This is a genomic window from Sphingomonas colocasiae (assembly GCF_019880585.1).
Taxonomy (GTDB): domain Bacteria; phylum Pseudomonadota; class Alphaproteobacteria; order Sphingomonadales; family Sphingomonadaceae; genus Sphingobium_A; species Sphingobium_A colocasiae.
Genome location: NZ_JAINVV010000011.1, coordinates 28724 through 54062, shown reverse-complemented (window position 1 = coordinate 54062; position 25339 = coordinate 28724). Strand labels below are relative to the sequence as shown.

General features: G+C 65.8%; 21 protein-coding genes. 8 read left to right on the top strand and 13 right to left on the bottom strand.

Going from position 1 to position 25339, the window contains the following annotated elements; genetic code table 11:
- Window positions 1–53: 53 nt before the first annotated feature.
- The 3 genes from K7G82_RS21860 to K7G82_RS21850 form a co-directional block, all read right to left on the bottom strand.
- Complete coding sequence (locus K7G82_RS21860; RefSeq protein WP_222992076.1) at window positions 54–2624, bottom strand: TonB-dependent receptor; 2571 nt, start codon at window positions 2622–2624, stop codon at window positions 54–56.
- A 92-nt stretch (window positions 2625–2716) separates the two neighbouring features.
- On the bottom strand, window positions 2717–3757 hold the full coding sequence (locus K7G82_RS21855) for a FecR family protein (RefSeq protein WP_222992075.1): 1041 nt from the start codon (window positions 3755–3757) through the stop codon (window positions 2717–2719).
- Window positions 3726–4286, bottom strand: a complete 561-nt coding sequence (locus K7G82_RS21850) for an RNA polymerase sigma factor (protein ID WP_222992074.1) — start codon at window positions 4284–4286, stop codon at window positions 3726–3728. The genes K7G82_RS21855 and K7G82_RS21850 overlap by 32 nt, the downstream gene beginning before the upstream one ends.
- A 210-nt stretch (window positions 4287–4496) precedes the next feature.
- On the opposite strand from K7G82_RS21850, the gene K7G82_RS21845 reads away from it, so the two are divergent.
- Window positions 4497–4991 carry a YdeI/OmpD-associated family protein gene (locus K7G82_RS21845; RefSeq protein WP_222992073.1) on the top strand — a complete coding sequence of 165 codons (495 nt, stop codon included), beginning with the start codon at window positions 4497–4499 and terminating at the stop codon, window positions 4989–4991.
- 73 nt (window positions 4992–5064) lie between these two features.
- Here the strand turns inward: K7G82_RS21845 and K7G82_RS21840 are convergent, their stop codons facing one another.
- From K7G82_RS21840 to K7G82_RS21820, 5 genes are all read right to left on the bottom strand, one after another.
- On the bottom strand, window positions 5065–5424 hold the full coding sequence (locus K7G82_RS21840) for a hypothetical protein (RefSeq protein WP_222992072.1): 360 nt from the start codon (window positions 5422–5424) through the stop codon (window positions 5065–5067).
- A gap of 187 nt (window positions 5425–5611) precedes the next feature.
- Window positions 5612–6019: a hypothetical protein gene (locus K7G82_RS21835; RefSeq protein ID WP_222992071.1), complete on the bottom strand. Its 408-nt coding sequence runs from the start codon at window positions 6017–6019 to the stop codon at window positions 5612–5614.
- Between the two features lie 207 nt (window positions 6020–6226).
- Window positions 6227–8005, bottom strand: a complete 1779-nt coding sequence (locus K7G82_RS21830) for a tetratricopeptide repeat protein (protein ID WP_222992070.1) — start codon at window positions 8003–8005, stop codon at window positions 6227–6229.
- A 73-nt stretch (window positions 8006–8078) separates the two neighbouring features.
- Window positions 8079–8417: a ferredoxin FdxA gene (gene fdxA, locus K7G82_RS21825; RefSeq protein WP_222992069.1), complete on the bottom strand. Its 339-nt coding sequence runs from the start codon at window positions 8415–8417 to the stop codon at window positions 8079–8081.
- Window positions 8418–8527: 110 nt separating this feature from the next.
- Entirely contained in the window at window positions 8528–9304 is a 777-nt protein-coding gene (locus K7G82_RS21820; RefSeq protein WP_222992068.1) for a ferredoxin--NADP reductase, read from the bottom strand.
- 91 nt (window positions 9305–9395) lie between these two features.
- On the opposite strand from K7G82_RS21820, the gene K7G82_RS21815 reads away from it, so the two are divergent.
- Window positions 9396–10301, top strand: coding sequence for a LysR substrate-binding domain-containing protein (locus tag K7G82_RS21815; RefSeq protein WP_222992067.1), 906 nt, complete (start codon window positions 9396–9398; stop codon window positions 10299–10301).
- A 516-nt stretch (window positions 10302–10817) separates the two neighbouring features.
- Here K7G82_RS21815 and K7G82_RS21810 read toward each other — a convergent pair.
- Window positions 10818–11402, bottom strand: coding sequence for a TetR/AcrR family transcriptional regulator (locus K7G82_RS21810; RefSeq protein ID WP_222992066.1), 585 nt, complete (start codon window positions 11400–11402; stop codon window positions 10818–10820).
- Window positions 11403–11646: 244 nt separating this feature from the next.
- Between K7G82_RS21810 and K7G82_RS21805 the strand changes: the two genes are divergently transcribed.
- Entirely contained in the window at window positions 11647–13233 is a 1587-nt protein-coding gene (locus K7G82_RS21805; protein ID WP_222992065.1) for a serine hydrolase domain-containing protein, read from the top strand.
- A 339-nt stretch (window positions 13234–13572) separates the two neighbouring features.
- Here the strand turns inward: K7G82_RS21805 and K7G82_RS21800 are convergent, their stop codons facing one another.
- On the bottom strand, window positions 13573–13989 hold the full coding sequence (locus tag K7G82_RS21800; RefSeq protein ID WP_222992064.1) for a hypothetical protein: 417 nt from the start codon (window positions 13987–13989) through the stop codon (window positions 13573–13575).
- A 244-nt stretch (window positions 13990–14233) separates the two neighbouring features.
- Here K7G82_RS21800 and K7G82_RS21795 point away from each other — a divergent pair, with 244 nt between their 5' ends.
- Together K7G82_RS21795 and K7G82_RS21790 are read left to right on the top strand one after the other, a co-directional pair.
- Window positions 14234–15559 (top strand): penicillin-insensitive murein endopeptidase, encoded by a 1326-nt coding sequence (locus K7G82_RS21795; RefSeq protein ID WP_222992063.1) that lies wholly within the window; start codon window positions 14234–14236, stop codon window positions 15557–15559.
- A 590-nt stretch (window positions 15560–16149) separates the two neighbouring features.
- Window positions 16150–16737 (top strand): T6SS immunity protein Tdi1 domain-containing protein, encoded by a 588-nt coding sequence (locus tag K7G82_RS21790; RefSeq protein WP_222992062.1) that lies wholly within the window; start codon window positions 16150–16152, stop codon window positions 16735–16737.
- A gap of 70 nt (window positions 16738–16807) precedes the next feature.
- Here K7G82_RS21790 and K7G82_RS21785 read toward each other — a convergent pair whose 3' ends face one another.
- From K7G82_RS21785 to K7G82_RS21775, 3 genes are all read right to left on the bottom strand, one after another.
- Window positions 16808–17428 (bottom strand): TetR/AcrR family transcriptional regulator, encoded by a 621-nt coding sequence (locus K7G82_RS21785; protein ID WP_222992061.1) that lies wholly within the window; start codon window positions 17426–17428, stop codon window positions 16808–16810.
- A 136-nt stretch (window positions 17429–17564) separates the two neighbouring features.
- The gene (locus tag K7G82_RS21780; protein WP_222992060.1) at window positions 17565–19784 is read right to left on the bottom strand and encodes a TonB-dependent receptor; all 2220 of its coding nucleotides are present in this window, start codon (window positions 19782–19784) and stop codon (window positions 17565–17567) included.
- 92 nt (window positions 19785–19876) lie between these two features.
- Window positions 19877–20749 carry an alpha/beta hydrolase gene (locus K7G82_RS21775; protein ID WP_222992059.1) on the bottom strand — a complete coding sequence of 291 codons (873 nt, stop codon included), beginning with the start codon at window positions 20747–20749 and terminating at the stop codon, window positions 19877–19879.
- 157 nt (window positions 20750–20906) lie between these two features.
- Here K7G82_RS21775 and K7G82_RS21770 point away from each other — a divergent pair, with 157 nt between their 5' ends.
- From K7G82_RS21770 to K7G82_RS21760, 3 genes are read left to right on the top strand one after another with little or no spacing between them, the layout of a single operon-like run.
- Complete coding sequence (locus K7G82_RS21770; RefSeq protein ID WP_222992058.1) at window positions 20907–22304, top strand: MFS transporter; 1398 nt, start codon at window positions 20907–20909, stop codon at window positions 22302–22304.
- Window positions 22301–23722 (top strand): amidase, encoded by a 1422-nt coding sequence (locus K7G82_RS21765; RefSeq protein ID WP_222992057.1) that lies wholly within the window; start codon window positions 22301–22303, stop codon window positions 23720–23722. The genes K7G82_RS21770 and K7G82_RS21765 overlap by 4 nt, the downstream gene beginning before the upstream one ends.
- Window positions 23680–25209, top strand: a complete 1530-nt coding sequence (locus tag K7G82_RS21760) for an AMP-binding protein (RefSeq protein WP_222992056.1) — start codon at window positions 23680–23682, stop codon at window positions 25207–25209. The genes K7G82_RS21765 and K7G82_RS21760 overlap by 43 nt, the downstream gene beginning before the upstream one ends.
- The last annotated feature ends 130 nt before the right edge of the window (window positions 25210–25339 follow it).

Here is a 25339-nt window from a genome sequence, read left to right as displayed (position 1 = left end):
GGGATCACCTCTTGATAGGGGAGAGATGGGATTGGGGAGGGAGGGCGGCGGCGTTACCAGCGATGGGTGAGGCCGAGCGCGACATAGCGGCCGCGCGCCGATGCGTTCACCGCATCGAAGCCGAGATTATAGGCACCGGGAATATTGGTGTGGACGACGGGCGGCTTCCGATCGAACAGATTGTCCACATCCAGCGACACCGTGGTTTCGGCGATTTTCCAGGAGAGGTGGAGATCGGCGGTCGTATAGGCGCTGACCTGTTCGTTGGGGACGATGGTGATGTTGCGATAGCCGCGCGCATGATTGAGCTTGAGCGAGGCGACGACATCGTCGTTCGACCAGGTGAGGCCGCCGCGCGCGCGGAAGCTCAACGGACCGCCCAGCTGATCGAGCAGGCTGGTGACAGCCATGTCCGGCGTGGCCTGTACCTTCAGATCGAGCATGTAGTTGATATTGGCGTCCGCGGTGAGGGTGCCCCGGCCCAGCGGCATGGCGTAACTGCCCTCTATATCGAGCCCGCGCGAGACCTGGGATTTCAGGTTCTGCGGGCGGAAATCGAATATGACCTTGACGTCGCCCGGGCCGCGCCCGGCGATATCGACGAAGAAGGGGCTCGCGAAATAGGACGCGAGATCCGCCTGGCTGGGCGCGAAGTTCATGAAGGACCTGAGCGAATCGAGCTGGCTATAGGCCAGGAAGAGCGAGGCCCTGAGCGGCGGCGTGGTGATGCGATCGCGGAAATCGACGTCGAAATAGGTGACCGACAGACGCGGGCCATACCGCCCCGCCGGCTGCACGTCGAAGCCGAGCGTGAAGGAGCGCGAGCGTTCGGGCCGAAGATCGGGGTTGTAGGAGGATGAATCGACCAGCGTGTTGGTGAAGCCGGTGGGCGAGGCAGGATCGGCGAAATCGTAGGTGAAGGCCGATTGCAGCGCGGGCGAGAGATTGAAGAGCAAGGGCGCGCGGAAGGACCGGGCATAGCTGCCGCGCAGCCGCAGCCAATCATTGACGTTCCATTCCACCCCGAGCTTGGGATTGGTGGTGTTGCCGATGCCGCTGTAGCGATCGTGGCGCAGGGCCGCCGACAGGTTGATCGATCTGGCGAAGGGCAGTTCGTTCTCCGGCCCGATCACCGGAACGCGCAATTCGGCGAAGGCGCTTTCGACCTTGCGGGCCAGCGTCATGCCGATCGTGCGGCCGTCCGTCGGCCGATATTCCTCCTTGCGATAGGATGTGCCGATCGAGAGGAGCAGCGGCCCGCCGGGCAGGGTGGCGAGCGGGCCGTCCACCGCGAAATCGAGATATTTGTAGCGGATGAAGCCGTTGGTGGGCGTGGTGAAGCTGGGCTGCACCATCAGGCGGCGGACGGTGGACCCGGAATAGGTGCCGTTCAGCCGCGCGCGCCAGTCGCCCAGTTGCTGCGCCACGCCCAGGCTGGCCTGCGTCGTTGCCGCCTGGCCGCTATCGTCCACCTGTTCGGGCAGCGATTGCGAATAATAGATCTGCCGATAGGTGCGGCGCGAATAGAGCCCGTCGAACGACACTTCGGTGGTGGGCGTCAGATGATAGGCGGAGGAGACGAGTATGCTGTGACGCTGGCGATCGGGCGTCAGATCGACGCGCCGGCCCTGCCGTTGCGTCACGAAGCCGCGCTGGCTCGCCTCGATATGGTTCTGGTCGAAAAATTCATAGGCGATCATCAGGCGGCCGCGATCGTCGGTGACGCCAACCGCCTGGGACGCGCGGATCTCCTCCCCGCCGCCGCGCGTGGCGGCGCCGTAGCGCAGCGAGGTGATGCCGCCGTTGAGCTTCTGCTGCAGGATGAAATTGACGACGCCGCCGATCGCGTCCGATCCGTAGATGGCGGAGGCGCCGTCACCCAATATCTCGATACGCTCGACCGCGGTCATGGGGATCACGGAGATATCGGCATAGGCGCTTTGCAGTCCGGCGGGCGCCAGCCGCTGGCCGTTGATCAACGCCAATGTGCCTTCCGGCCCCAGCCCGCGCAGGCTGACCGCCGCGCCGCGTGTGAAATTGGCGGCGGCCATCGTTCCGCTGGCGATGCCGCCGATATAGGTGCTGGTATCGAGCACGCTGAAATTCTGCGGCACCTTGCGCAGGAAATCGTCGACCGATCCGGCGCCGGTGCGGCGCATCTCTTCCGCATCGTAGCGGATCAGCGGGGAACCGGCGGGCGCGCTGCCCCGGATATTGGTGCCGGTGACGACGATTTCGGCGATCTGCTGACCGTCCGCCGCATCGCCCTCATGGGCGGCGGCCTGGCCGTCCTTTCCCGGCGCCGCCTGCGCGGCGGCATTGGCCAGCGTATAGGTGCGCCCGTCGCTGGAGGCGATGCGCAGCCCGGTGCCCGCGATCAGCCGGCGCACCGCCTGATCGGCGGTGAGGCGGCCCTTCACCGCATTGGTGCGCTTGTCGCGCGCCGCGCTTTCGCTGACCAGGATCTGGACATCGGCCTGGCGCGCCAGTTCGGGAATGGCGGTGGCGGCGGCCTGTGCGGGTACGTTGAAGCTGCGCGTCTGCGCGGCGGCGGGTGTCGCCGCCGCGACCCCGCAGATGGCGACCGATGCGGCGAGCGCGCCGCGATAGCCCGGATATCTCATATATTCCCCCCTTGCCGGATCCGAATGCGTTCGGATTTCAGTGGGAACGATGCCTTCATCGCGGGCTTCCGTTCGCGGTGGCCAAATTTATTTCAGTCGCGTGACAGCAGGATGAGATCGGGCGCGGTTTCGACGCGCGCGCCCATCAGTCCGGCGACGGCGCGAGCGAAGGCGTCGGGCTCGTTGGTGCGGAAACGGCCGATCATCTTTTCGCGGCCCAGTGCATCGTCGGCCACCCGCAACTGCACGCGATTGTAGCGGTTGAACTCGGCCGCCGCCTCGGCGACGCTGTCTCCATCCAGGATGAGCTGGCCCGTCCGCCACGACAGCGCACGATCGATATCGTCGCGCGCGGCGACCATCGGCGGCGCCTGGGCGGCGATATCGACCATGGCGGCGGAGCCGGCGGAGACGCGGCGGGCGTCGCCCTCGTCGCCGACGCGCCACACCTCCACCACCCCCTCCGTCACGCGCACTTCCGCCCCGGCATCGGTGCGCCGCACCGAAAAGGCGGTGCCGACAGCGCGCACGCGCACATCGCCCGCCTCCACCACGAAGGGGCGGGTGCGATCCTTCGCCACCTGGAACCAGGCTTCGCCGCTATCGAGCGTGATGCGCCGCAATTCGGGTTTCAGCGAGACGGCGAGGCTGGTCCGCGTGTTGACGGCGGCGAGCGACCCGTCGTCGAGCGGCACGCGGCGGATTTCCCCGATCGCGGTTTCGATATGCTGTTCCCCTTCGCCCCGGAACATCCAGCCGATGCCCAATGTGGCGAGGCCGGCGGCGGCGGCACCGCCCCAGAGCATGCGGCGGCGCGGGAAACCGCCCGGTGCGGGCGCATGGGCGTCGGCGGGCCTGTCTCCGCCATCCCCGCCATCCCGGGTGTGATCCTCACCGGCGGGTGCGCCGATCCCGGCCGGGGCGCTTTCAACCTGGCCGCCGCGCAGCACGCTGGCGCGATCGAGCATGGCATAGGCCGCCTGGGCGCGGAAAAAGGCGCCACGCCGGCGGACATCGCCGGCCAGCCATGCGTCAAGCCGGGCGCGATCAGCCGGATCGTCGGCGCGATCGAGGCGCGCGACCCAATCGGCGGCGGCGGCCTCAATCGCCTGTGCTGTTTCGCGCTCGTCCATCTTTTCCCATCTTCGCCAAAGCCTGTTCCGCCTGCGCCTCGCCCTCGGCCAGCGCCTTCAGGATCAGTTTCAATCCCTTGCCCACGTCGTTCTCGACGATATGTTCGGCCAGCCCCATGCGCGCCGCCACCTCGCGCTGCGAAAGCCCCTCGATCTTGCGCAATTCGAAGATGCGGCGGCAGCGATCGGGCAGGCCCGCGATCAGCCGCTGCACGCGTGCCAGTTCACGCCGTCCGGCCGCGACACGCTCCGCGGAGGGGGTGTCTTCCGATATGTTCAGGCTCTCGATCTCGGTGGCGGTCTCGATCCGCACGATGCGCGCGCGCCGCAGCCGCATCAGCACCGATGTGCGCGCGGCGGCGAAGAAATAGGCGCGGCCGCAGCGGATATGCGCGATATCGGCGAGCCCGGCGATCTGGGCATAGGTTTCCTGGATCGCATCCTCCAGGTCTTCGGGATCGAGCGTGCGGCGGAGCCAGGCGCGCACGTCCGCCTCGTGGGGAAGGATCTCGCTTCCCACCCAAGCCATGATCCGTGCCTGCCTGTCGCTGCTCACATCACCCGCGCCGCTCCTGATTCAGTGGGACGATGCACGAGCGTGGAGTTTCCGTTGGACGGATGCGAATTTCCAGAAAAAATCGGCGAGGCGGGGTTCGGGCGATCATGGGCCGACGCCGGATCCCGGCGGGCCGGACTCTCAAGGCTCGACGATCGAGCCTTCCCCGGCGATATGGCGTGCATGAAGTTCAGGGCCAGGATCGAGCTGAAGGGGATCAATCCATATGTGCTGGTGAGCGCCGCGCGTGCCGCGCGGATCAGGGCGGGCTGGAAGAAACCGATGCCCGTTCTTGTGCGGGTGAACGGCCAGCCGGAGCCGGCATGGCCGATCAACATGATGCCGGCGGGGGATGGGTGCTTCTATCTCTATCTGGACGGCACGGTGCGCAAGGCGTCGGGCACCGATACGGGCGACACCGTGGATGTCTCGGTGGTCTTCGATCCCGCCTATCGAAGCGGCCCGCAGCATGCGATGCCACCGGCCTTGGCGCGTGCGCTGGAGGGGAACGGCGCGGCGCGGGACCGGTGGGAGAACCTGCCGCCGAGCTTGCGGAAGGAGATCCTGCGCTACCTCGCCAATCTGAAATCGGACGAGGCGATGCAACGCAATGTCGAGCGCGCGATCCGCGTTCTGGGCGGGGCGAAGGAGCGGTTCCTGGCGCGGGACTGGAATTGAGGGCTGAGGGTGCAGGCCCCGGCGCGCATATGTCCTGGCTTGCCGCACGCTTCTGGAGACGACAGGGGCCGGATCATTTCATGGTGCGATCCCGCAGACGCCACCGTCCTTCAGCATCGGGGCGCAGTTCGAACTCACAGGAATACCGGCCGGCCACTGATATTTCGCGACCGCGATGGTCGCCGCAGATGCGTCCTCTCATCGGGACCGTGATGGTGTTCCGGCGCCCTTGCCTGGCGACTTCCGGTTTCCAGCTATTGTCCGTCCATACCTGCTGAAGCCGACCCTTTCCCCGGCCCAGGAAGAGATAGGCGGGGGCACCATGAGAAGCGCCGGGCGCAAACGCGGAAAACGCGCCGGGGCAGCGATATCCTCCGCTGTACACCAGATAGTCCACCAGGCCGTCGCCGTTCGCGTCAAGTTTGCGAACCATATCGCCTGCGCTGCCTCCTTTGCCGACCAGTCGGCGGCACATGGAGGCATTTTCCCTGACCAGCTTCCGAACTGCGGCAGGATATGAGGCCGGCGCTTTCGGGGGAGCGGCGGCGAAAGACGGGCTGATCATTCCGCCAGCGACAAGTGGCGGCAATGTGCAGGCAAGCAACCAGCTCCGCATCAGATCAAGCCCCGTGCGGCGGGCATTCGATCTGGCCCTCCACATCCTCCGACTGGAAGTTGCACCCGCACGACCATTCGACGAAACGGTGCGCCTTGCGGTCATATTCACCGAGCGCATACCGAAATTGCGCATCGTCCATCACCATCTTCCAATTGGGTTCAGTGATCACGCGGCCGGCCGGCCGGCCGCGATGGCCCGCTTCGATATAGCTGACCGAGATAATGTTGCGATCGACGCGTTCGCCGCGCGCCTGATAGCTGAAAACCCTGTGCCAGCGGCCGAGCGGGCCGACGCATGCGTCCTTCGCCGTAGCCGCCTCGATCGCCGCCACCTCGTCGGCGGGCGGCTTGCCGATCGAACAGCCCATCATGCTGAGCAGACCCAGAAAGAGCGAGCCGGTCGCTTTCATCCACTCACCCCCTTCACCTCGCCATGTCGACCGATCCTGCCGCATGAATCGCCGTGGGAGAAGGTGTCGTGCCGAAGAAAAACGGGCGTCGCCCAGATCTCAATTTGCTGAGCCGGGCTTTTCGAGAAATATCTGTCGAACTTGCCGGGCACGTCGCGCCGGTCGTCCGCATCGCCCACGCCGTTCGCGGATTGCCGGGCGGGCCGCTCAGGGCGCCGGGCTGTCGGCGAACCTGGATATCCGCTGGAACGAACCGGTGCTGCGCAGCCGGTTATCCGCGCGAAGCCATTTGATCGCCTCCACATCGTTCCTGGGCACGCCATCGCCTTCCGCATGCATGACGCCGATGACCAATGCCGCGATCGGGCTGCCGGCATCGGCGGCGATGCGCAGGAAGCGAAGCGCTTCCCCCGGATTGCGGGCGGGATTCTTCGCATAGGCGAGATGCATGCCGAGCTTGAGCGCCAGGCCGGGATCCTTTTCCGCGGCGCGCGCGAATTCCGCCCGGCGCCCGGCATCGTCCAGCCGGTAGATGCCGGCATATATCTCGTTCATCGCCATCCCGATGCCGAGCATCGGCTTGACGCCCTGGGCCATCCAGCGGGCGCCCTCCGCATCGTCGCGCGCCACGCCGCCGATGCCATCGGCGTGGATCTGGCCGAGCCGAAGCATCGCGCGGGAATCCTTGCGATCGGCGGCAAGGCGATACCAGCGCTGGGCCTCCGCCATATCCTTCGGCACGCCCAATCCGGTTTCGGACAGGTGCCCCATGTTGAACAGGCCATCGGGCGAACCCGCATCCGCCGCGCGGCGGACAAGCGCGGCCGCCTGCCGGTTCACGGCATCGTCGCCGTTCGCACCGGCCAGCAGCATCGCCGCCAGATTGATCATCGCCGGCGGATAATCCCGGTCGACGGCGGCGCGATACCAGCGCTGCGCCTCCGCCCTGTCGGCCGCCACGCCGTTGCCGCCGTCATAGGCAAGGCCGGTGTTGAAGGCGCCGCCGGGTGCGCCCGCTTCGGCGGCGCGGCGGGACCATGCAAATGCGCCGACGGAATCGCGGGCGGGCTGGGGACCGTCCGCGTAAAAGGCCGCGAGCTTCAGCATGGCGGCGACGTCGCCGCCACCCGCGAGCGCGGGGGTCTGCTCCGTCACCCCTCTGGCGGATGTGACGCGGAACTTTCCGGTCTCATCCGGGCAGAAAAAGCTGGATCGCGCGTTCCGGCCCTTGCCCGACGCTTCCCATCTGCACGGCGCGAACGGATCGGTTTCGTGGCGGGAGGCAAGAGCGGCGGGTGACTGTGCGGCAGGCGTGGAGGGGGGCGGCGTGGAGGGGAGCGGCATGGAGGTGGCCGGGATGGAGAGGGGCGGGGACGGCGCTTCGACGACCACCCATGAAAGCGCGCGGAGTTCGCCGGCCTCCCGCACCACCAATGTGCGCAATTCCCCGGCATTGGCGCCCGCGATCAATGCCGGAAGATCGTTGTCGGCGGCGGCGGCATTGCCCTGCGCGCGTTCGAAATAGCTGTATGCGACCAGCCCTTCGACATCCAGTTGCGGCGGGATGCCGACCCATTCGCGCGCAAAGGCCCGCGCATCCCATGCGCCGGACGGGGCCGTCACCGCGCACGCGCGCGCTGGAATTTCCGTGGGAATCGCCTTGCTGATCGCCGATTTGCCGGTGGAGACGACAACGACCAGCCTGGCGGCATCCTTGCCGCGTTCGAGCGCCACCGCCTTCGTGAAGCCGGGCGGGGCGGCCGGGTTCGCCTGTGCGGGGGCAAATCCGGCGGCACGGGCCGCCGCGATCACGGCGTCCATCTGCGCACCCGAACGCACGCATATCTCGCGAAAGCTGTCGGACGGGGAAACCGCCGGCGATGCCGAAGCCGGCTGCGCGGCCGCGCCATGCGCGGCGGCAGACGAGGCCAGGGCGATGCCCAGCCAGAAGCGGCGAGCGCGGCCCGCGTGACTATTGATCCCCATGCCCGGCCCCCATTCAGATCGACAAGGGCTTGTGATCGGCCCGCCCTTCGCGCGCAAGCCCCGCCGCCCGATCTCAATCCGCGGAGCCGGGCTTTTCCGAGAAATATCTGTCGAACTTGTCGGGCACGTCGCGCCAGTCGTCCGCATCGGCCGGCGCGTCCTTCCGGCGCGCGATATTCGGCCAGCGTGCCGCATAGGTCGCGTTCAGTTTCACCCATCGGGCGGCATTCGCGTCGATATCGGGCAGGATGGCGTCCGCCGGGCATTCGGGAACGCAGATCGAGCAGTCGATGCATCCATTGGGGTCGATCACCAGCATGGTCTCGCCCTCGTAAAAGCAATCGACGGGGCAGGCCTCGACGCAATCCATATATTTGCACCGGATGCAGGCATCGGTGACGACATGGGTCATGGCTCGTCCTCCTTGCGGCGGCGGCGTGGCGGGGGGCCGGTCAATGCGCCGGCGGATCGCACCTCCGGCACAGGCGGAGGGCTTGCCGGGCGGGATCGCCCGGCATCGGATCATCGTTCGACGAAGGCGCGTTCGATCACATAATCGCCCGGTTCGCCCACGCCCGGCGAGATCGCGAAGCCGCGTGCGTCGAGCAGGGCGGAGAGATCGTCCAGCATCGCGTTGCTGCCGCAGATCATCGCGCGATCGAGCGCGGGATCGAGCGCGGGCAGGCCGAGGGTTTCGGTGAGCTTGCCCGTATCCAGCGCCTGGGTGATGCGGCCGGTGTTGCGGAACGGTTCGCGCGTGACGGTGGGATAATAAAGCAGCTTCGCGCGGACATCCTCGCCCAGCCACGGATTTTGCGGCAGTTCGTTGGTGATGAAATCCGCATAGGCCAGTTCCTGGCAGGTGCGCACGCCATGGACGAGCACGACGCGTTCGAACTTCTCGTAGGTTTCCGGATCCTGGATGATGCTCATGAACGGCGCCAGGCCGGTGCCGGTGGCGAGCAGATACAGGTTGCGCCCCGGCCGGAGATCGCGGACCACCAAAGTGCCGACGGGCTTGTTGCTGACGAACAGATCCTGCCCCGGCGCGATATGCTGGAGCCGCGAGGTCAGGGGGCCATCGGGCACCTTGATGCTCAGGAATTCCAGTTCCTCGCTGTGATTGGGGCTGGCGATGCTGAAGGCGCGCAGCAGTGGCTTTCCGCCCAGATCGATGCCGAGCATCACGAAATGGCCGTTTTCGAAGCGGAACGAGGGATCGCGCGTCGTCTTGAAGCTGAAAAGCCGATCGCTCCAGTGATTGACGCTGATGATCGTTTCGGTGCGCAGGCTGGCCATTGGGGATGCTCCTGATGAGCCTTGCCTGTTACGCGACTGCGCCAAATTGAAAAAACTGGTAATATCGGTAAGGATCATCGATAAAACAGCTATGCGTTTCAGCCTGCGCCACCTCCAGATCTTCACCGTGACCGCGCGGCTGGAGAGCATTTCCGCCGCCGCCGCCGAACTTTCCATGTCGCAATCGGCGGCGAGCGCGGCGTTGCTCGAACTCGAGCGGCGTTACGACAAGCCGTTGTTCGATCGCGCGGGCAAGCGGCTGCGGATCAACGAGACGGGCCGATCGCTGCTGCCCGCCGCGCGCGACCTGCTGGACCGGGCGGAGGAGATCGACGCGCTGCTGAGCGGGCGGCTGGGGCCGGGATCATTCCGGCTGGGGGCGACGCAGACGATCGGCAATCACGTCGCGCCGATGCTGATGGAGCGTTATGCGCGCGCCTATCCCGAAGCGCCGCTGACGCTGGAGATCGGCAATACGGCGGCGGTGGCGGCGAAGGTGGCGGATTTCTCGCTCGATCTGGGGCTGATCGAAGGCGAGCTGGCGCATCCGGACCTTTCGATGCGCGAATGGCTGGGCGACGAGCTGGTGCTGATCTGCAACCCCGCGCACGCGCTGGCCGGGCAGGGGCCGGTATCGATCGCGGCGCTGCTGGCCGAACGCTGGGTGGTGCGCGAAAAGGGATCGGGCACGCGCCAGACGCTGGACCGCGCCATGCATGCCCATAGCGACGCATGGCGGATCGGCCTGGAGCTTCAGCAGGGCGAGGCGATCATCGAGACGGTGGCGGTGAGCAGCCTGATCGGCTGCGTATCGCACCTGGCGGCGCGCGGGGCGCTGGAGCTGGGGCGGGTGGTGCGGCTGGATGCGCCGGACCTGGACCTGCGGCGGCGGTTCTTCATCCTGTCTCACCGGGAGAAATATATTACGCCGGGGATAAGGGCGTTTCTGGGGATTTGTGAGGGGATGGGGGTGGTGGAATATGGGAGGGAGGCATAGACTTTCCGACGCGTAATTCGTCAGTGATTCAAGGAGTTTTTGCACCTCTCAGCGAAGCGAGGCCGAAACGGCCGGTCGCCGCGAACCGAACACTTGCAACGCCTATTCTGAGGGCTTTCCACGGGCGCGGAAATTAAGGAAGGCGGCGCACTCTTTTGGTGTTCAATGGTTAAGATGATTAGAGGTCAAGATTGTGTCTAATAGTGGCAATAAGGTGTATGAGAGGGGGTGAAGGTGAGGATTTTTAGATTTAGAGTGAGTTATGTTGTATCAATCGCCATAGGTTGTTTGGCACTTATCATTCATACGAGTTGGTATTATATTGTTCAGATCAGGGAAATTTTAGATCGAGATAGTGTAATATTCATTTGCATGGGGTTATTGTTGTTGGCTATTGTGATTCCTATTAAGGGACGTGAAGAATAATTTTACAAGCGAACAGCATCGCCAAACGATAACCGAGCTGATGGCTGCCTTCAACCTATCTCAGCCATGCATGATTTATGGGTTCGCGACCTATTCACCCCGCGCCCCAAGCAGGAAATCCAGCGTCTCATAAACCTCCTTCATCGTCTGCTCGACGGGCAGGCCGAGGATGAGGTTGAGCCAGCCGGTGCCGTATTCCACGGCATAGACCAGCTTCGCCATGCGATCGGGCGGGAAGGGGAGGGTGAGTTCGCCGTTTCTTTCCAGCGCCTCGAATGTGGCGGCGAACATGGCCAGGCTCTTCTGGAGCTGGGTGACCAGTTCGTCGTTCAAGGAGCTTGGGGGGAAGCCTTCGGCGCTCAGGCGCAGGCTGGCGGAGATCATCTGTTCGGGGGTGAGCTCGGTCTTGATCGGGATGGTTTCCAGGAACGACCGGAACTCGGCCAGCGTCTGGTGCGGCCGGGGTGAGACGTAGGAAAATTCGCGGATCGCCGCGAGGATCAGTTCCTCCTTGTTGGCGAAGTGCAGATAGATCGTCCCGCCGCTGAGGCCCGCTTGTCTGCGGATATCGTCGATCGACGTTCTTTCCACGCCCTTTTCCGCGATGCAGGCGATCGCCGCTTCCAGGATGCGGCGGTTCTGGGCGGCCATATAGGCGGGGCTTCGTTTGGGCATGGCGGGGTTATGCCGCGCGGGGCGAAGGGCGCACAAGAAAAATGTAATCGGGATTCATTTTTATTGACGCCGCCGCATGGCCGTTTCAAAACTGAATCAATAATCATTTTCGAATCGGGCGCTGGGAATCCGATGCGCATGATCTGGTGCAACGGGCCGGCGATGCCGCCGGGCCGCTGTTCCGTCGCGGATTTCCGCTGCCCAACGCCGGGCGGCGGGCCGATCAACCATGGAGAGAAGACGAATGTCCGACGTGAAACTGGCCGCCAAGCTCGATCCCGCCGCGATCGATGCGATCTTCGCGCCGGTCAATCAAAGCCAGTTGCCGGGCGTCGCGGTGGCGGTGGCGATCGATGGCGTGCCGGTCTATCGCAAGGGCTTCGGGCTCGCCAATATGGAGCTGCCCGTTACGCTTTCGCCCATGATGCGGATGCGCATCGGCTCCACTTCCAAGCATTTCGCGTGCCTCGCCTATCTGCTGCTCTGCGAGGACGGGCGCGCCGGGCTGGACGACGCGGTGGGCAAATATTTCCCCGAATTCCATGAGGTCGCGCGCCGCGTCACCATCCGCCAGCTGATGGGGCATAGCAGCGGCCTGCGCGATGTGGTTTCGCTCTGCATGCTGATCCACGGCACCGGCGTGCCCACCACCGAGCGCGAGATGCTCGCTTATTACGAGACGATCGACGATATCGACTTCGCGCCCGAAACCAACTGGAGCTACAATAACGGCGCCTATGCGATGCTGAGCACCGCGATCGAGCGGATCAGCGGCCAGAGCCTGGACGATTTCCTGGCGGAGCGCGTGTTCAGGCCCATCGGCATGAACGACACGATGATGCGGCGCTGGGATACCGGCTTCGTGCCCAACAGCGCCACGCTGCACATGGTGGATGCGGCCGGCGGCTATACCAAGCAATATATGGGCATGGAGATTTCGGGCATGGGCGGCATGGTGTCGTCGATGGACGACATGCTCCGCTGGCTGCGCCATATGGACGCGCCGGTGGTGGGATCGGCCGAGACATGGCGGCTGATGAAGACGCCGCGCACCCTCTCCAACGGGCGCAGCACCGGCTATGGGCTGGGGCTGATCAGCGCGCTGTATCGCGGCGTGCCGACGATCGCGCATAGCGGCGGCGTGATGGGCGGCAATTCGCAGATGATCAAGGTGCCGGGCGCGGGGCTGGACATCTCGATCGCCACCAACCGCGCCGACCTCAATTCGATCGACCTCGCCAACAGGATCATCGACGCCTGTGTCGAGGGGCTGGCGCCGGTCGCGGAGGCGGAGGAGACGCCGGGCGAGATGCGCACCGGGCTGTTCCGATCGAGCCGGACGGGCCGGGTGGTCGAATTGCTGGCGGTGGAGGACAAGCCCTTCGTCTCGGTCGACGCGGCGATGCCCTTTCCGCTGAAGGCGGACGGCGATGGCGGCTTCGAACTCGCGCCCCCGGTCGACTTCATCAAATGGGGCGTGACGCCTTCGGGCTGCGGCCTGACCTTCAGCGATTTCGGCAATGCCGACGCACTGGACGAAGTGGCGCGCGATGCGGAGGCGAAGATCGGGGATCTTGCCGGGCTCTACCGATCGGCACCGTTCGCCGCGACCGCCGAAGTCTCCGACACGGCGGAGGGCGCGCGGCTGCGGCTGAGCGGGCGGCATGGCAGCCATTCGTACAAGCTGGAGCCGCTGACGGCGACGATCTGGAAGGCATCGAGCCTGGGGGTGTTCTCCGTGATCGGCTTCACCGTCACCTTCGATGCCGAAGGGGCGGGGCTGGTGATCAATGCCAATCGGGCAGTGGGGCTGCGGTTCGCGCGCGACTAGGGCCGATCGACATTCGGCCCAACGGACAAGCAAATGGCGATTTCCCGTGCTTCCGGTGCCCACGTACCGAAAGTACGCTGCGCTCCGGGTCACGAAAAATCACCATATTGACCGCATGAAGCGGTCGCCTGCGGCCCGTCTCGATCTGAACTGAATGTCGATCGGCCCGGGGGGCTGGACTTCGCCTGCCGGCGTTGAAGATGCGCGATCCTCCGCGCCTCTGCGTGAACCCTCAAACCGGGCGTCCGCCGGACCGGAATGGTTCGCGCGGAGACGTGGAGGTGATGCGGCTTTCTCCTCCCCATCTGAGATGGGGGGAGAGGTTCTGGATCGTTGGGCCTATTGGCGACGGTCGGCGCGGCGGGCGCGGGGATAGCCGAAGCGGCTGGTTTCGAAGGAGACGGTGGCGCCGGCATTCTCGCCGAGCGGAATGTCCGCGGTGCCATAGGTGCCGCGCGTGCCGTTGGTGCCGATCATCACGCCCATTTCGCCGTGGATGCGGCGATCGGGCCCTTGTGCGCCCGCTGGTTCGCCGCGAGCGGCGGCGGCGCGGTCTTCGGTGCTTGCGTCCAGGATCGCGTCGCGCTGTGCGTCGCTCAGGCGGATCGCGCCGCCATTGCCGTTATCGCTGTCGATCGCCGGGGGAGCGACGGGCGCGGGTGCCGATTGCGCAAGCGCGGCGACCGGCCAGCTACAGGCGGCCGCGACGAGCGCGAGGGGCAGAGCGCGGAGGTTGGGTGGCGTCGAGCGGGTCATCATTCCCTTATGGACCGCAAGCACCTGACCGCCAAATGAACGGCGGGCCGATATGCCCCTTTGTACCGCCCGTTTTCCCATTTTTTGGGCCGTAGTGCGGCGATTCCGGCGGGGGTAATATCGCGCCGGCCCGGCACGATCGCCGGGACGATCAGCTGAAGGAACAAGGCAGCCGCAGGGCGCCGACGTCGGGCCGTGCCCGGCGCCGAACCCTTGCGCGCATTCCGCACGGAAAGGACCTGGCATGAGTTTCGTTGGACGGTTGGCGCGTGGCCTGGCGGCGGGCCTGGGCAATTATCTGACGCAGGAAGGCGTTGCCCTGTTGGACGAGCGCCGGATGAAGGCTTTGAGGGCGCGCGAACAGGCGCTCGCCGCGCGGCAAAATGAACTGATCTTGCGCGATGGCGGCGACCTCGACATCGGCTCTCCACTTACGACCGTGGAGCCCCGCGACGTCTATGACCGGCAATGGACGACCTCCGAAGCTGAGCCTGCGTCGCCGCAAGGCCTGACGTCCAAGGCTGCCGACAATCATCTGGTGCGACAGGCGGATTTGAACGCGATCAAGGCGGGCATGCGTGACTTCGCTGGGCAATCGCACTTGCGGGGCGGCCCTGTGGAGATGGAGTCCGTTCTGGAAAGGCGCGTGTGGGACGCGCCGATCAATGAACGAACGCCGCGCTCCATGGCCGAAGCGATATCGCCCAGCGTATCCATCGGCGGACGCCAGACGATCATCCATGATCCCGATGCCGATACGGTCGCGCTGATCGGAGAAATTCTGCCCAATGGGGTGCGCCCCTTGTCGCGCGCCGATGGCGCATTGGTGCTGCCCAAGCGTTACGGGGCGCAGATAAGAGATGCGATCGCCGATGCGCGCATTGCCGCCGAAGCGCTCGGGCGCGGGCAAATGTGGGCTCCGGGCGATATCATGGGGCGCGATCAAGAGCGGGGTTTCGACCCGATTCCGAACCCGACCGGTGCGTTCGATGGCGTGGACATGGAAGCGGACGAGAGGCAGCCGCACGAATATCTGCGCCAACTCGCCGAGAAGTTTCCCGGAGGTATGGATACATATCTGGCCTCTTCGAAGAGGCCGGCTGCCGAGTTCGACTTCAGGACAGGCGTTAGCCGATCGAGAAGGCAGGATGGATCGGTGATTGTCACAAATCCGGATGGGTTTACCTATACGGAAAACACGGATGGCTCCGTGACAATGAAGCTGCCGCCTGTCATTCGCTGGGATAAGACTGTGTCTGGCCCGATTAACAAGGAGCTTCCCGAGAAAGGAAATGGGTTTACCGCTTATAATAGGAGTGGGGACGACCAATTTGGCACGCTTGGGACAATAAGCAGGATTGAAAATATTGGAGATGAATGGGCTAAAAGAAGAAATCCCGTCATGCAGGTAGGAAATATAAGTAGGGACGGCGGTGGTACTCCCATTGGTCCTAACGGAAAGCCTGAGCATAGATCGCATAAGGTTGGGATTGATGTGGATGTAAGGCCGTTTAATGTTGATGGTTCTGTTAAGTATATGCAATGGAACATTCCTGGATACGATAGATGAAAAACGAAAGAGCTGATAAAATTGGTAAAGGAAAAGTATCCTAATACAGTGGTGTTCTTTAATGGCCCAGAGATAGTAAAATTGGGGTTGTCAAAAAAATAGACGGACATGACAATCATATTCATTTTAGATTTTTTGATATGAAAAAATGAATTTTGTATTTTGTTTATAAATTGGCCTCGCGTCGCCAGCATTACCTAGCGTTTTCGGCAAAATCGGGCGTGTTGCGGGTATGGTACGACGCCTCTGGGTCGATGATCATTGATGGCGCGGATTTGGCGATGATTTCGTAGAAGATCTATCCTGCGGCGTGCGCTGCCGCGTCGCGATGGCAGCTTCATGCTGCCCGGCCGCCATGCGGAAGCCGCGCAAATCGCGGCCGATCGGATCGAGGCCGAGTGCGCTGCCACAGATCGGCGGGCATCTGCTGGACAGCGGCGACGAGCGCGACAGGACCCGACGCTACGACCAGGGGGGCGAAACGGGGACGATCGGATCGAGCAGGGCGGGCGATGCGCCGTCGCCATATTGATCCGCATCCTCGCTCCGGAGTAGGTGTCGATCGAAATCGATGCCGGAAGGTGCTGGTGATGTTCGAGAAATTCGCGAGAAGCTACTCGGTCGATCGGGGCCTGTCCGTTGCGAACGCCACGCTGGGCAAGGTCTATGGCAGCGAGGATTTCAGGGACCTGTTCGGCAAGTTCGGCGGATGCTCGTTCGAGAACGGGCTTTACCGGATCATGCGCGAGGCCGATGTCTCCCTGTGGAATGCGCGGGTGATCGTTGGGTTTCCGCGCTTCGAGGGGCGGATCATCAGTTTCGGCTATGACTGGCTGGGCCGGGTGTTCGCGGTCGACATCAAGCGGTTCGAGAATAATCGCCCCGGCGTGGTGATGTTCGAGCCGGGATCGGGCGAGGCGCTGGATATTCCGTGCAATCTGGGATCGTTCCACGACATGGAATTGATCCGGTATCGCAATGCCGCGTTGGCCGCGGATTTCTACCGATCATGGCTGGCGAAGGGCGGAAAGCCGCCGCGTCATGACGAATGCGTCGGTTACAAGAAGCCGCTGTTCCTGACCGGCAAGGACGCGGTGGACAATCTGGAAATGGCGACGATCGATGTCTATTGGCATCTCTTCGGCCAGCTTGTCAGGCAGGTGAAAGGCATACGCTGAGAGTCTGTTTGGCAATGCGCCATAGGCGCATTGCCAAACAGACTCTCAGCAAGGCTCGCGGCAGGCCGGTTCACCGCCCGAACACCAGTTCCAGCATCTGCGTTTTCCAGATCGCGATCGAGCGGTCGATCAGGGCCATGTCCGGATTGCGGATGAATTCGACGGTCAGGCCGCGCGTGACGGCGTTGTTGAGCAGTTGCAGGCTTTGATAGGCGCGGTCGTTGTCGATGCCGGCGGCGCTGAGGATCAGATGGCCCCATAGCCGCACGCGGCGATCGAAGCGGCGGGTGCTGGGGCCGACTTCCTGATCGAGATCGGGATCGTTGCGGCGGGCCAGGTGAATTTCGAGCACGGCCGCCATTTCGGGGCGGCGGACCATCTCGAAATTGGCGTCGATCAGATTTTCCATCGATTGCCGGGGCGTGGTGCCGCGCCGGATCGCATCGGTATAGACATGGGTGCGATAGGCCGAGAATTCGGCGGCCACCGCCGCCATGATCTTCGCCTTGGTGGGGAATTGATGCTGGATCGCCCCCAGGCTCATGCCCGTCGCGTCGCGGATCGCGTGCATGGTGGCGCCCGAATAGCCCTGTGCGCACAGGATATCGCGCGCCGCCGCCAGCACCTTGGCCCGGGTGGCGGCGCTGCGATCGGCCTGGCTGCGTCTGGGGCGTTTCGCGGCTGTCGTCATGCTCGCATCATCTGCGACAGCGGCGGTCGGCGGTCCAGACCTTAAAAGCACGGCGCGTGTTCCCCGATCGGGGATCGGGCATGTTCCCGGCATTGGATCGCCGCGGGGCTGCGCCCCTCGCGATGACGGTTCATGTTCAGAAACCCATGGTGAGGTTAATGCCGATCGTGCGCGGGCGGACCACACCGGTGCCGAGCGCGGCGTTGGGATAGCGGGGCAGCCCGGCCACGCCCGTCAGCCCCTGGGTGGCGGTGATGCCGCGCGCATTGGTGAGGTTGCTGACATAGGCGTTGATCGCATAGCCACCGAAATCCAGCCCGGCGCGCAGATCGACCAGTTCATAGGCGCGGATCCGGGGGAAATGGCCATAGCTGGCGAGATAGACGGGATCATAGGTGCCGCGCTGGCGCGACAGCGACCGGATCGATCCGCCGATCGACGCGCTCGCCCCCGATCCCAGCGCCCAGCGATAATCGGCATTCACGCTGACGGCATGGCGCGGGCTGAAGGGCAGGGGATCGCCCTTCACCGCGCCCACCACCAGCGGATCGGTATCGCCGCTGAGCCGGGCGTCGGTGTAGGTGAAGTTGATCGCGGTCGTGAGCCCGGTGATCGGCCGCAGCGTCGCCACCACTTCCGCCCCGTCGATCTTCGCGCCCGCGCCGTTCACATTGACGCCGAAGCCGTTGACGACGGCGGCGAGCTGGATGTCGCTCCAGTCGATATGGTAGAGCGACGCCTCGATCGATGCGCTGCGATCCGCCGTGTCGCCCTTGAAGCCGATTTCATAGCTGGTGACGGTATCGGGATCGAAGCTGGTGGGGGTGCCCGGCGGCGACCCGATCGGGATCACATTGGGGCCGCCCGGGCGATAGCCCTTGGCGACGCGCGCGTAGAGCGAGGCGCGATCGCCCAGCTTGAATTTGGGCGCGACCGACCAGGTGAAGACATTGTCCGACGATTTGAGATCGCCGATCACCGAACTGCCCAGCAGCACGCCATCGGTGGTCTGGTCGGCGCGCTGGCGGTTGTGGCTGTAGCGGCCGCCGAAATCGATATCGAAGCGGGACGAGAGATGCAGCGTCGCATTGGCGAAGCCCGCGAATTCCTCGTAGCGCGACGCGAGGTCGTAGACCGCGAGCTTGTAGGGCAGGTCGATCGGCGTCAGCGTGCCCGGGGTGCCGGGCACCGCGCTTTTCAGGTTCTGGAAGATCCGCGCCTTTTCATGCGTGTAATAGCCGCCGACGAGCCAGTCGATCCGGCCGCCATTGGAGGCGAGGCGCAGTTCCTGCGTCCATTTGCGGTTCTGGGTGAGCTGATCGAAATAGACATAGGGGCCGCCGAGCACCGCGCCGAGATTGGCGGTATAGTCGGCGCGGAACGACTGGAGCTGCTCGCCATAGCTGGTGGCGGAGGTGAGGGTGGCGCCGCTGAAATCATAGGCGATGGTGGCGTTGTAGAGCCGGTATTTCACATTGCTGAAGGTCGGCAGATATTCGGATTGGGTGAGGCCGCCGTAAAGCGGCCTGAGCGTCGCCGCATCGGCCTCCACCACGCTCGGCGCGTCGACGTTCAGGTTCTGGACGAGCGCGCTCAGGCGGATGCTGAGCGCGTCATCCGGCTTCCAGAGCAGCGAGGCGCGGCCGCCATAAGTGTCGAAATCGTTGATGTTGCGCCGCACACTGGATCCGGCGGTGCCGATGGAATCGATATAGCCGCCCTGCCTGCGCCATGATCCCGAGGCGCGCAGCGCCAGCGTGTGGCCCAGCGGAAGATTGATCATCGCGGCGCCGCGATAGCTGGCATCGCCGCCATCGGTGAATTCGACGCCGCCGAGCAGCTTGCCCTCGAACCCGGCGGTGCTCGGTTCGTTGGTGACGAACTTGAGCACGCCGCCGAGCGAGCTGGCGCCGTAGAGCGTGCCCTGCGGCCCGCGCAGCACCTCTATGCGATCGACATCGAAGGCATCGAAATCGCCGGCCAGGATCGCGCCGTTGGCAAGGCCGGTGCTGGATCCGAAGGGCGTTTCATCGACATAGACCGCGACGGTGGAGGCGACGCCGCCGGTGTTGACGCCGCGCAGCACCAGCCGCCCCTGGCCCGGCGTGTCCTGCACGAGCTGGAGGCTGGGGACGTTCTTCAGATAATCGGCGAAACTGGTCGCGCCCTGCCGTTCCAGCGTGTCGCCGGTGACGACCGAGACCGATTGCGGCACGTCGATCAACGTCTGGCTGCGCTTCTGCGCGGTGACGACGATCTCGTCGCTGGTGCCGGCCTCCACCTCTTGCGCGGCGGCGGGCGCGGCGATGACGGCGGCGAGAGCGGTGCCGAGGCAGAGCTGCTTCAGATGGCGCATGATGGGGGTCCTCTCCTGATCCGGTTTCTTGTTTGAGGCCGTCTCCCTCTCCTCCCCATCGGCGATGGGGAGGAGAGGGTGTTTCCTGTGTGTCACGCTCCATGCCCCAGCGCGAAGCGCATGCCGTGGAGGATGGCGGCGGGGGCGGCGGAGACGTGGTCGTCCTCGGCGAAGGCGATGTAGCGGATCCGGGCGAGGCCTGCGTCGGCGAGCGCATCGGCGAATTCGCGGGCGGCGTCGACCATGCGCGCGGCGCGGATCTGCGCCTGTGCTTCCTCCAGCGAGACGCCGAGGCCGTCGGGCACGCTGGCGGGCATATCCTGTTCGTGCGCGCCGACATCGACGAAGACGCGCGGCTGGCGCGGCAGCGCCGCCAGGCGCGCGCGGAAGCCGGGCAGGCGGGCGAGGATCGAAAAGCCGTCCCACCAGAGCGAGGGGCTGCTGACGATGAAGGCGGAGAAGCTGTCCGGCCGGGTGAGCAGCGCATGGGCGGCGAACAGGCCACCCAGCGAATGGCCGAACAGGATCTGTTCGCCCGCCATGGTGCGCGGATAGCGCGCCGCGATCTCGGCGCGCAACGTATCGGTGAGGAAGGCGAGAAAGGCATCGGCGCCGCCATTGCGATCGCCGCCGATCGCGGTGCCGATCGCGCCCAATGCCGCCAGCGCCTCCGCGCCGATCGGCGGTGTCAGATCGGCGGTGCGCAGCTTCAGGAATTCGGCATGGCCCGCATCATAGCCGATGCCGACGACATAATGGGCGGGAAAGCCCGCGACGCTCGAGACCGCGCGCCCGATCTCCGCCGCCATGCCGAACAGCAGATCGCCATCGGTGACGTAGACGATGGGCACCGCGCCGTCCGCGGGCAGCGCCGCCGGCGCGGCGACGCTGATCCTGAGCTGCCCTTCGCCCGACGGGTGGGGCAGCGAGAATTGTTCGAGGGACGCGCGAACCGAAAATGCCATCGACCGAACTCCATCAAGCCGGAACGGAAACGCCGCAGGCCTGTGCCTGTGCCGATCATGGCCCGAGTCATCTGCTCACTTTACAATAAAGTCAACTTGTTTATTAGATGGCATATCGCGACGCCGGGCAAGGCGGCGCCAGCGCGGGAGAGTGGATATGGACAGGGCAATCGCGGTGGCCACGGATGGACGGGGGGACGGCCAGGCAATGGAGGGCGAATCGTCCGGCGGCCTCGGCTGGGCCTGGTACGGCCTGGGCGTGCTGCTGATGACGACCCTGTTCGCACTGGTGATCCGCCAGATGCTGAGCCTGATCGCGCCGGGGCTGCAGGCGTCGCTCCATTTCAGCGATTTCCAGATCGGCATGCTCCAGGGGCTGGGCATGGCGATCTTCGCCTGCGTCGCCAGCTATCCGATGGGATGGCTGGCGGACCGTTACGGGCGCCGGCTGCTGCTGGCGATCGGCGTCGGCATCTGGTCTCTCGCCACATTTTTCTGCGCGTTCCAGGACAGTTTCGGCGGGCTGTTCGCGGGTACGATCGGCATCGCCATCGGCGAGGCGGGGCTGGCACCGATCGTCTATGCGATGATCCCGGACCTGTTTCCCGAACGCAAGCGCAACGCCGCGAACCTGATCTTCTATGGCGGATCGCTGTTCGGCACGGGCATCGGCATGGCGCTGGGCGGGGCGATGCTGCAATGGCTGGCGGCGTCCCCCGCCAGCCTGCCGGCGTGGCTGGCGGGCATAGACAGCTGGCGGATCGCGATGGTCGCGATCGCGCTGCCGGGGCCGCTGTTCCTGCTGCTGGTGGCGACGATGCCGCTGCGCGCGCATGCCGCCCCGTCGACTATGGGGGCGCCCATGGGGCCGGCCGTAGGGGTGGACGATGCGGCGGCCGGTTTCCTGCCCTATGCGCGGGCGCATTGGCGCACATTGGGCGGCGTGTTCGGTGCGATCTTCGCGATGGGGGTGGCGATGATGGCCGGACTGGTGTGGTATCCGATCGCGCTGCCACGCGCCTTCGGCGTCGATCCCGCGAGCGTCGGCGTGGGGCTGGGCACCGCCGTGACCGCCGCCACCGCGATCGGCGTGTTCCTGCCGGGCATGCTGATCGGTCTGGCGCGGCGCGCGGGCGGGATCTCGCCGATCCGGGCGGCGAGCGTCTTTTTCTGGATGGCGCCTTTGCCCGCGCTGTTCCTGCCCTTCGCCGCGACGCCCTTCCAGGCCTATGCCGTCGCCGCGCTGCAGGGGGCGGCGGGCGTCGCCGGATCGGCGCTGATGCCCGGCATCCTCCAGGATCTGTCGCCGTCGCACCTGCGATCGCGCGTGCTGTCGCTGCTCGGCATCTTCAACGCGCTGGCGATGGCGCTCTCTCCGCTGGCGATCGGCGCGCTTTCGGGCGCGATCGCGGGCCCGCGCGGCATGCTGTATGCGATCGCGATCGTCAGCATCCCATCGCTGGTCGTCGCGGCGCTGCTGGTCTCGCTCGCCCGGCGGCCTTTCGCCGCGACCGTCCGGGCCATGGGATTCGACGTAACAGGGAACCACGCATGACGATATCGCACCCCGATCGACCGCACGGCATAACCGATATGGCCGGCATGCTGGCCGCGCTCGACGCGGGCCGCACGACGCCCGCTATGCTGGTGGAGCGTGCGATCGCGCGCGCCGAGGCGGCCAATCCGCAACTCAATTTCATCGCATGGCCGAATTTCGATCGCGCGCGCGCCCAGGCGTCGGCGCCGCGTCCCGGGCCGCTGGCCGGCATTCCGACGCTGATCAAGGATATGCTGCCCGAAAAGGGGCTGCCGGCCAGCTTCGGCTGCGCCGCACTGCGCGACTTCATCGCGCCCGACGATGCGCCCTATGCCCGCGCGATCGATGCGGCGGGGCCGATCTCGATCGCACGTTCGACCATGCCCGAACTGGGGCTCAACGCGGTCACCGAATCGCCGCTGACGGGGATCACGCGCAATCCGTGGAACCCGGATCATACGCCCGGCGGCTCCTCCGGCGGCGGGGCGGCGGCGGTGGCGGCGGGGGTGGTGCCGGTGGCGCATGCCAGCGACGGGCTGGGATCGATCCGCCATGGCGCGGCGCCGTGCGGGCTGGTGGGGCTGAAGCCCTCGCGCCGGCGCAATGCGGGGGAGGAAGCGTTCCGCGCGATCACCGACCTGACGGTGAATGGCTGTGTCAGCCGCACGGTGGGCGATACCGCGCGCTGGCTGGAAGCGACGCAGACGCACGATCCCGATTGCCTGCCGCCGATGCCGCCGGTGACGACGCCGGTGGAGCAGCGCCTGACCATCCATGCCTATGGCCGGGTGATGCGGACGGGCGAGCTACCCGATCCGGCGGTGCGGCGCGTCTTCGCCGATACGGTCTCGCTGCTCGGGCGGCTCGGCCATCTCGTGTCCGATGCGGCGCTGCCCTTCGACGGCCCACATGCGATCGGGCTGTTGCGCGACATCACCGAGGGCATGTTCACGCGCCGGCTGGGCATGCTTTCGCAGCAGATCGGCATCACCGTCGATCCCGCGGCGCTCGAGCATCGATCGGTGACCCTGATCGCGGCGGGCAAGGCGATCGACGACGATCGCTATGCCGCGTCCTGGGCCGCGATGGAGGCTGTGGTCGCCGCTTATCTGAACCGGCTGGGGACGATCGATATCTGGATGACGCCGACGGTGAGAACCGAAGCGCCGCGCATCGGCGTGTTCGGGCCCGATATCGCCTGGCACGACCAGCGCGACGGGCTGATCGACTATGCCGGCTATTGCTGGATCGACAATTTCGCGGGCACGCCGGCGATCAGCCTGCCGATGGGGTTCAGTGACAACGGCCTGCCCGTGGGCATGCAGTTCGCGACGCGGCCGGGCGGGGAGGCGCTGCTGCTGGCGCTGGGCCTGCAACTGGAGGCGGCGGTGGAATGGCATCGGCGGACGCCGCCGATCTGGACGGGGGATTTGTGATGGTGCGGAGTTTCGGCGCGGTGCTGCGCGATCATGCCGATGCGCGCGGCGCGGAGATCGCGATCGCCTATCCGGGCGGCACGCTGAGCTGGACGGTGCTGGAGGCGCGGACGGCGGCGCTGGCGCGGCGGATGATCGCGGCGGGCGTGCGGCCCGACGATCTGGTGGGCGTGGCATTGCCCAACGGCGTGGATCATCATGTGGCGAGCTTTGCGGCGTGGCGGGCGGGGGCGACGCCCTGCATCCTGCCGACGCGGCTGCCGGAGCATGAATTCGCGCAGATCGTGGAGCTGGCGGCGCCGCGCCTGATCGTGAGTGACGGCGGAGCTGGCGTGGGCGGCGTGATCGGGATCGCGGCCGATGCCGGCGATGTGTCCGTCGATCCGCCATCCGATCTGCCGCCCGATCTGGCGGCCGCGCATTGGAAGGCGGTCACCAGCGGCGGATCGACCGGCCGGCCCAAGCTGATCGTCGATCATGCCGAGGCGCGGTTCGGCGAGCGGCTGGAGGGGATCGTCGCGCTGACGGGCATGCCGCGGGGCGGGGTGATGCTCAATCCCGGGCCGCTTTATCACAATGCGCCGTTCCTGTTCACCAGCCTGGCGCTGCTCGCGGGCACGCGCGTGGTGGGCATGGACCGTTTCGATGCTGAGGCGGCGCTGCGCCTGATCGCGGAAGAGCGGGTGGAATGGGTGTGCATGGTGCCGACGATGATGCACCGGATCTGGAGCCTGCCGGATGCGGTGAAGGCGCGTTACGACCTTTCCGCGCTGCGCACGGTGCTGCATCTGGCGGCGCCGTGCCCGCCCTGGCTGAAGCGCGCCTGGATCGACTGGCTGGGCGCCAATCGCATCCTGGAGCTCTATGCGGGAACCGAGGGGGCGGCGGTGCTGATCACCGGCACCGAATGGCTCGCCAGGCCGGGATCGGTGGGCAAGCCGGCGGACGGCGCGCTGAGCGTCCGCGACGAGCAGGGCCGGCCCTGTCCGCCCGGCACGGTGGGCGAGATCTTCTTCGCCGCCGAGGCCGCGACGCGCTTTCACTATATCGGCGCCGAGCCGCGGCTGGACGGCGAGGGCTGGATGTCGCTGGGCGATCTCGGCTGGATCGATGCCGACGGCTATCTGTTCCTGTCCGACCGGCGCACCGACATGATCCTGCGCGGCGGCGCCAATATCTATCCGGCCGAGGTGGAGGCGGCGCTGATCGAGCATCCCGGCATCGCCGACGCAGTGGTGCTGGGGCTGCCCTGCGACGATCTGGGTGCGCGCGTCCATGCGATCGTGCAACTGGCGGCGGACCTGCCGGCGGCCGGAATCGACGCATTCGTGCGGGCGCGGCTCGCCGGCTATAAATGCCCGGAAAGCTACGAGACGACCGACGCGCCGCTGCGCGACGAGGCGGGCAAGGTGCGCCGGTCCGCGTTGCGCGACGAGCGGCTGGCCTGGCTGGCGGAGGGCAGGGATTTCCGGATCGCGCGGGGCTGAACGGGGCGACGCGCTGAACTGAGGCGACAACAGGGGGTGGCGGCGTGTTGCGCGATTCACATTTCGCCCAGCACGCTGTAGCTGTCTGTTCGCCGCGATTCCCCCGGCATATGATGATCAGGAGAGGATT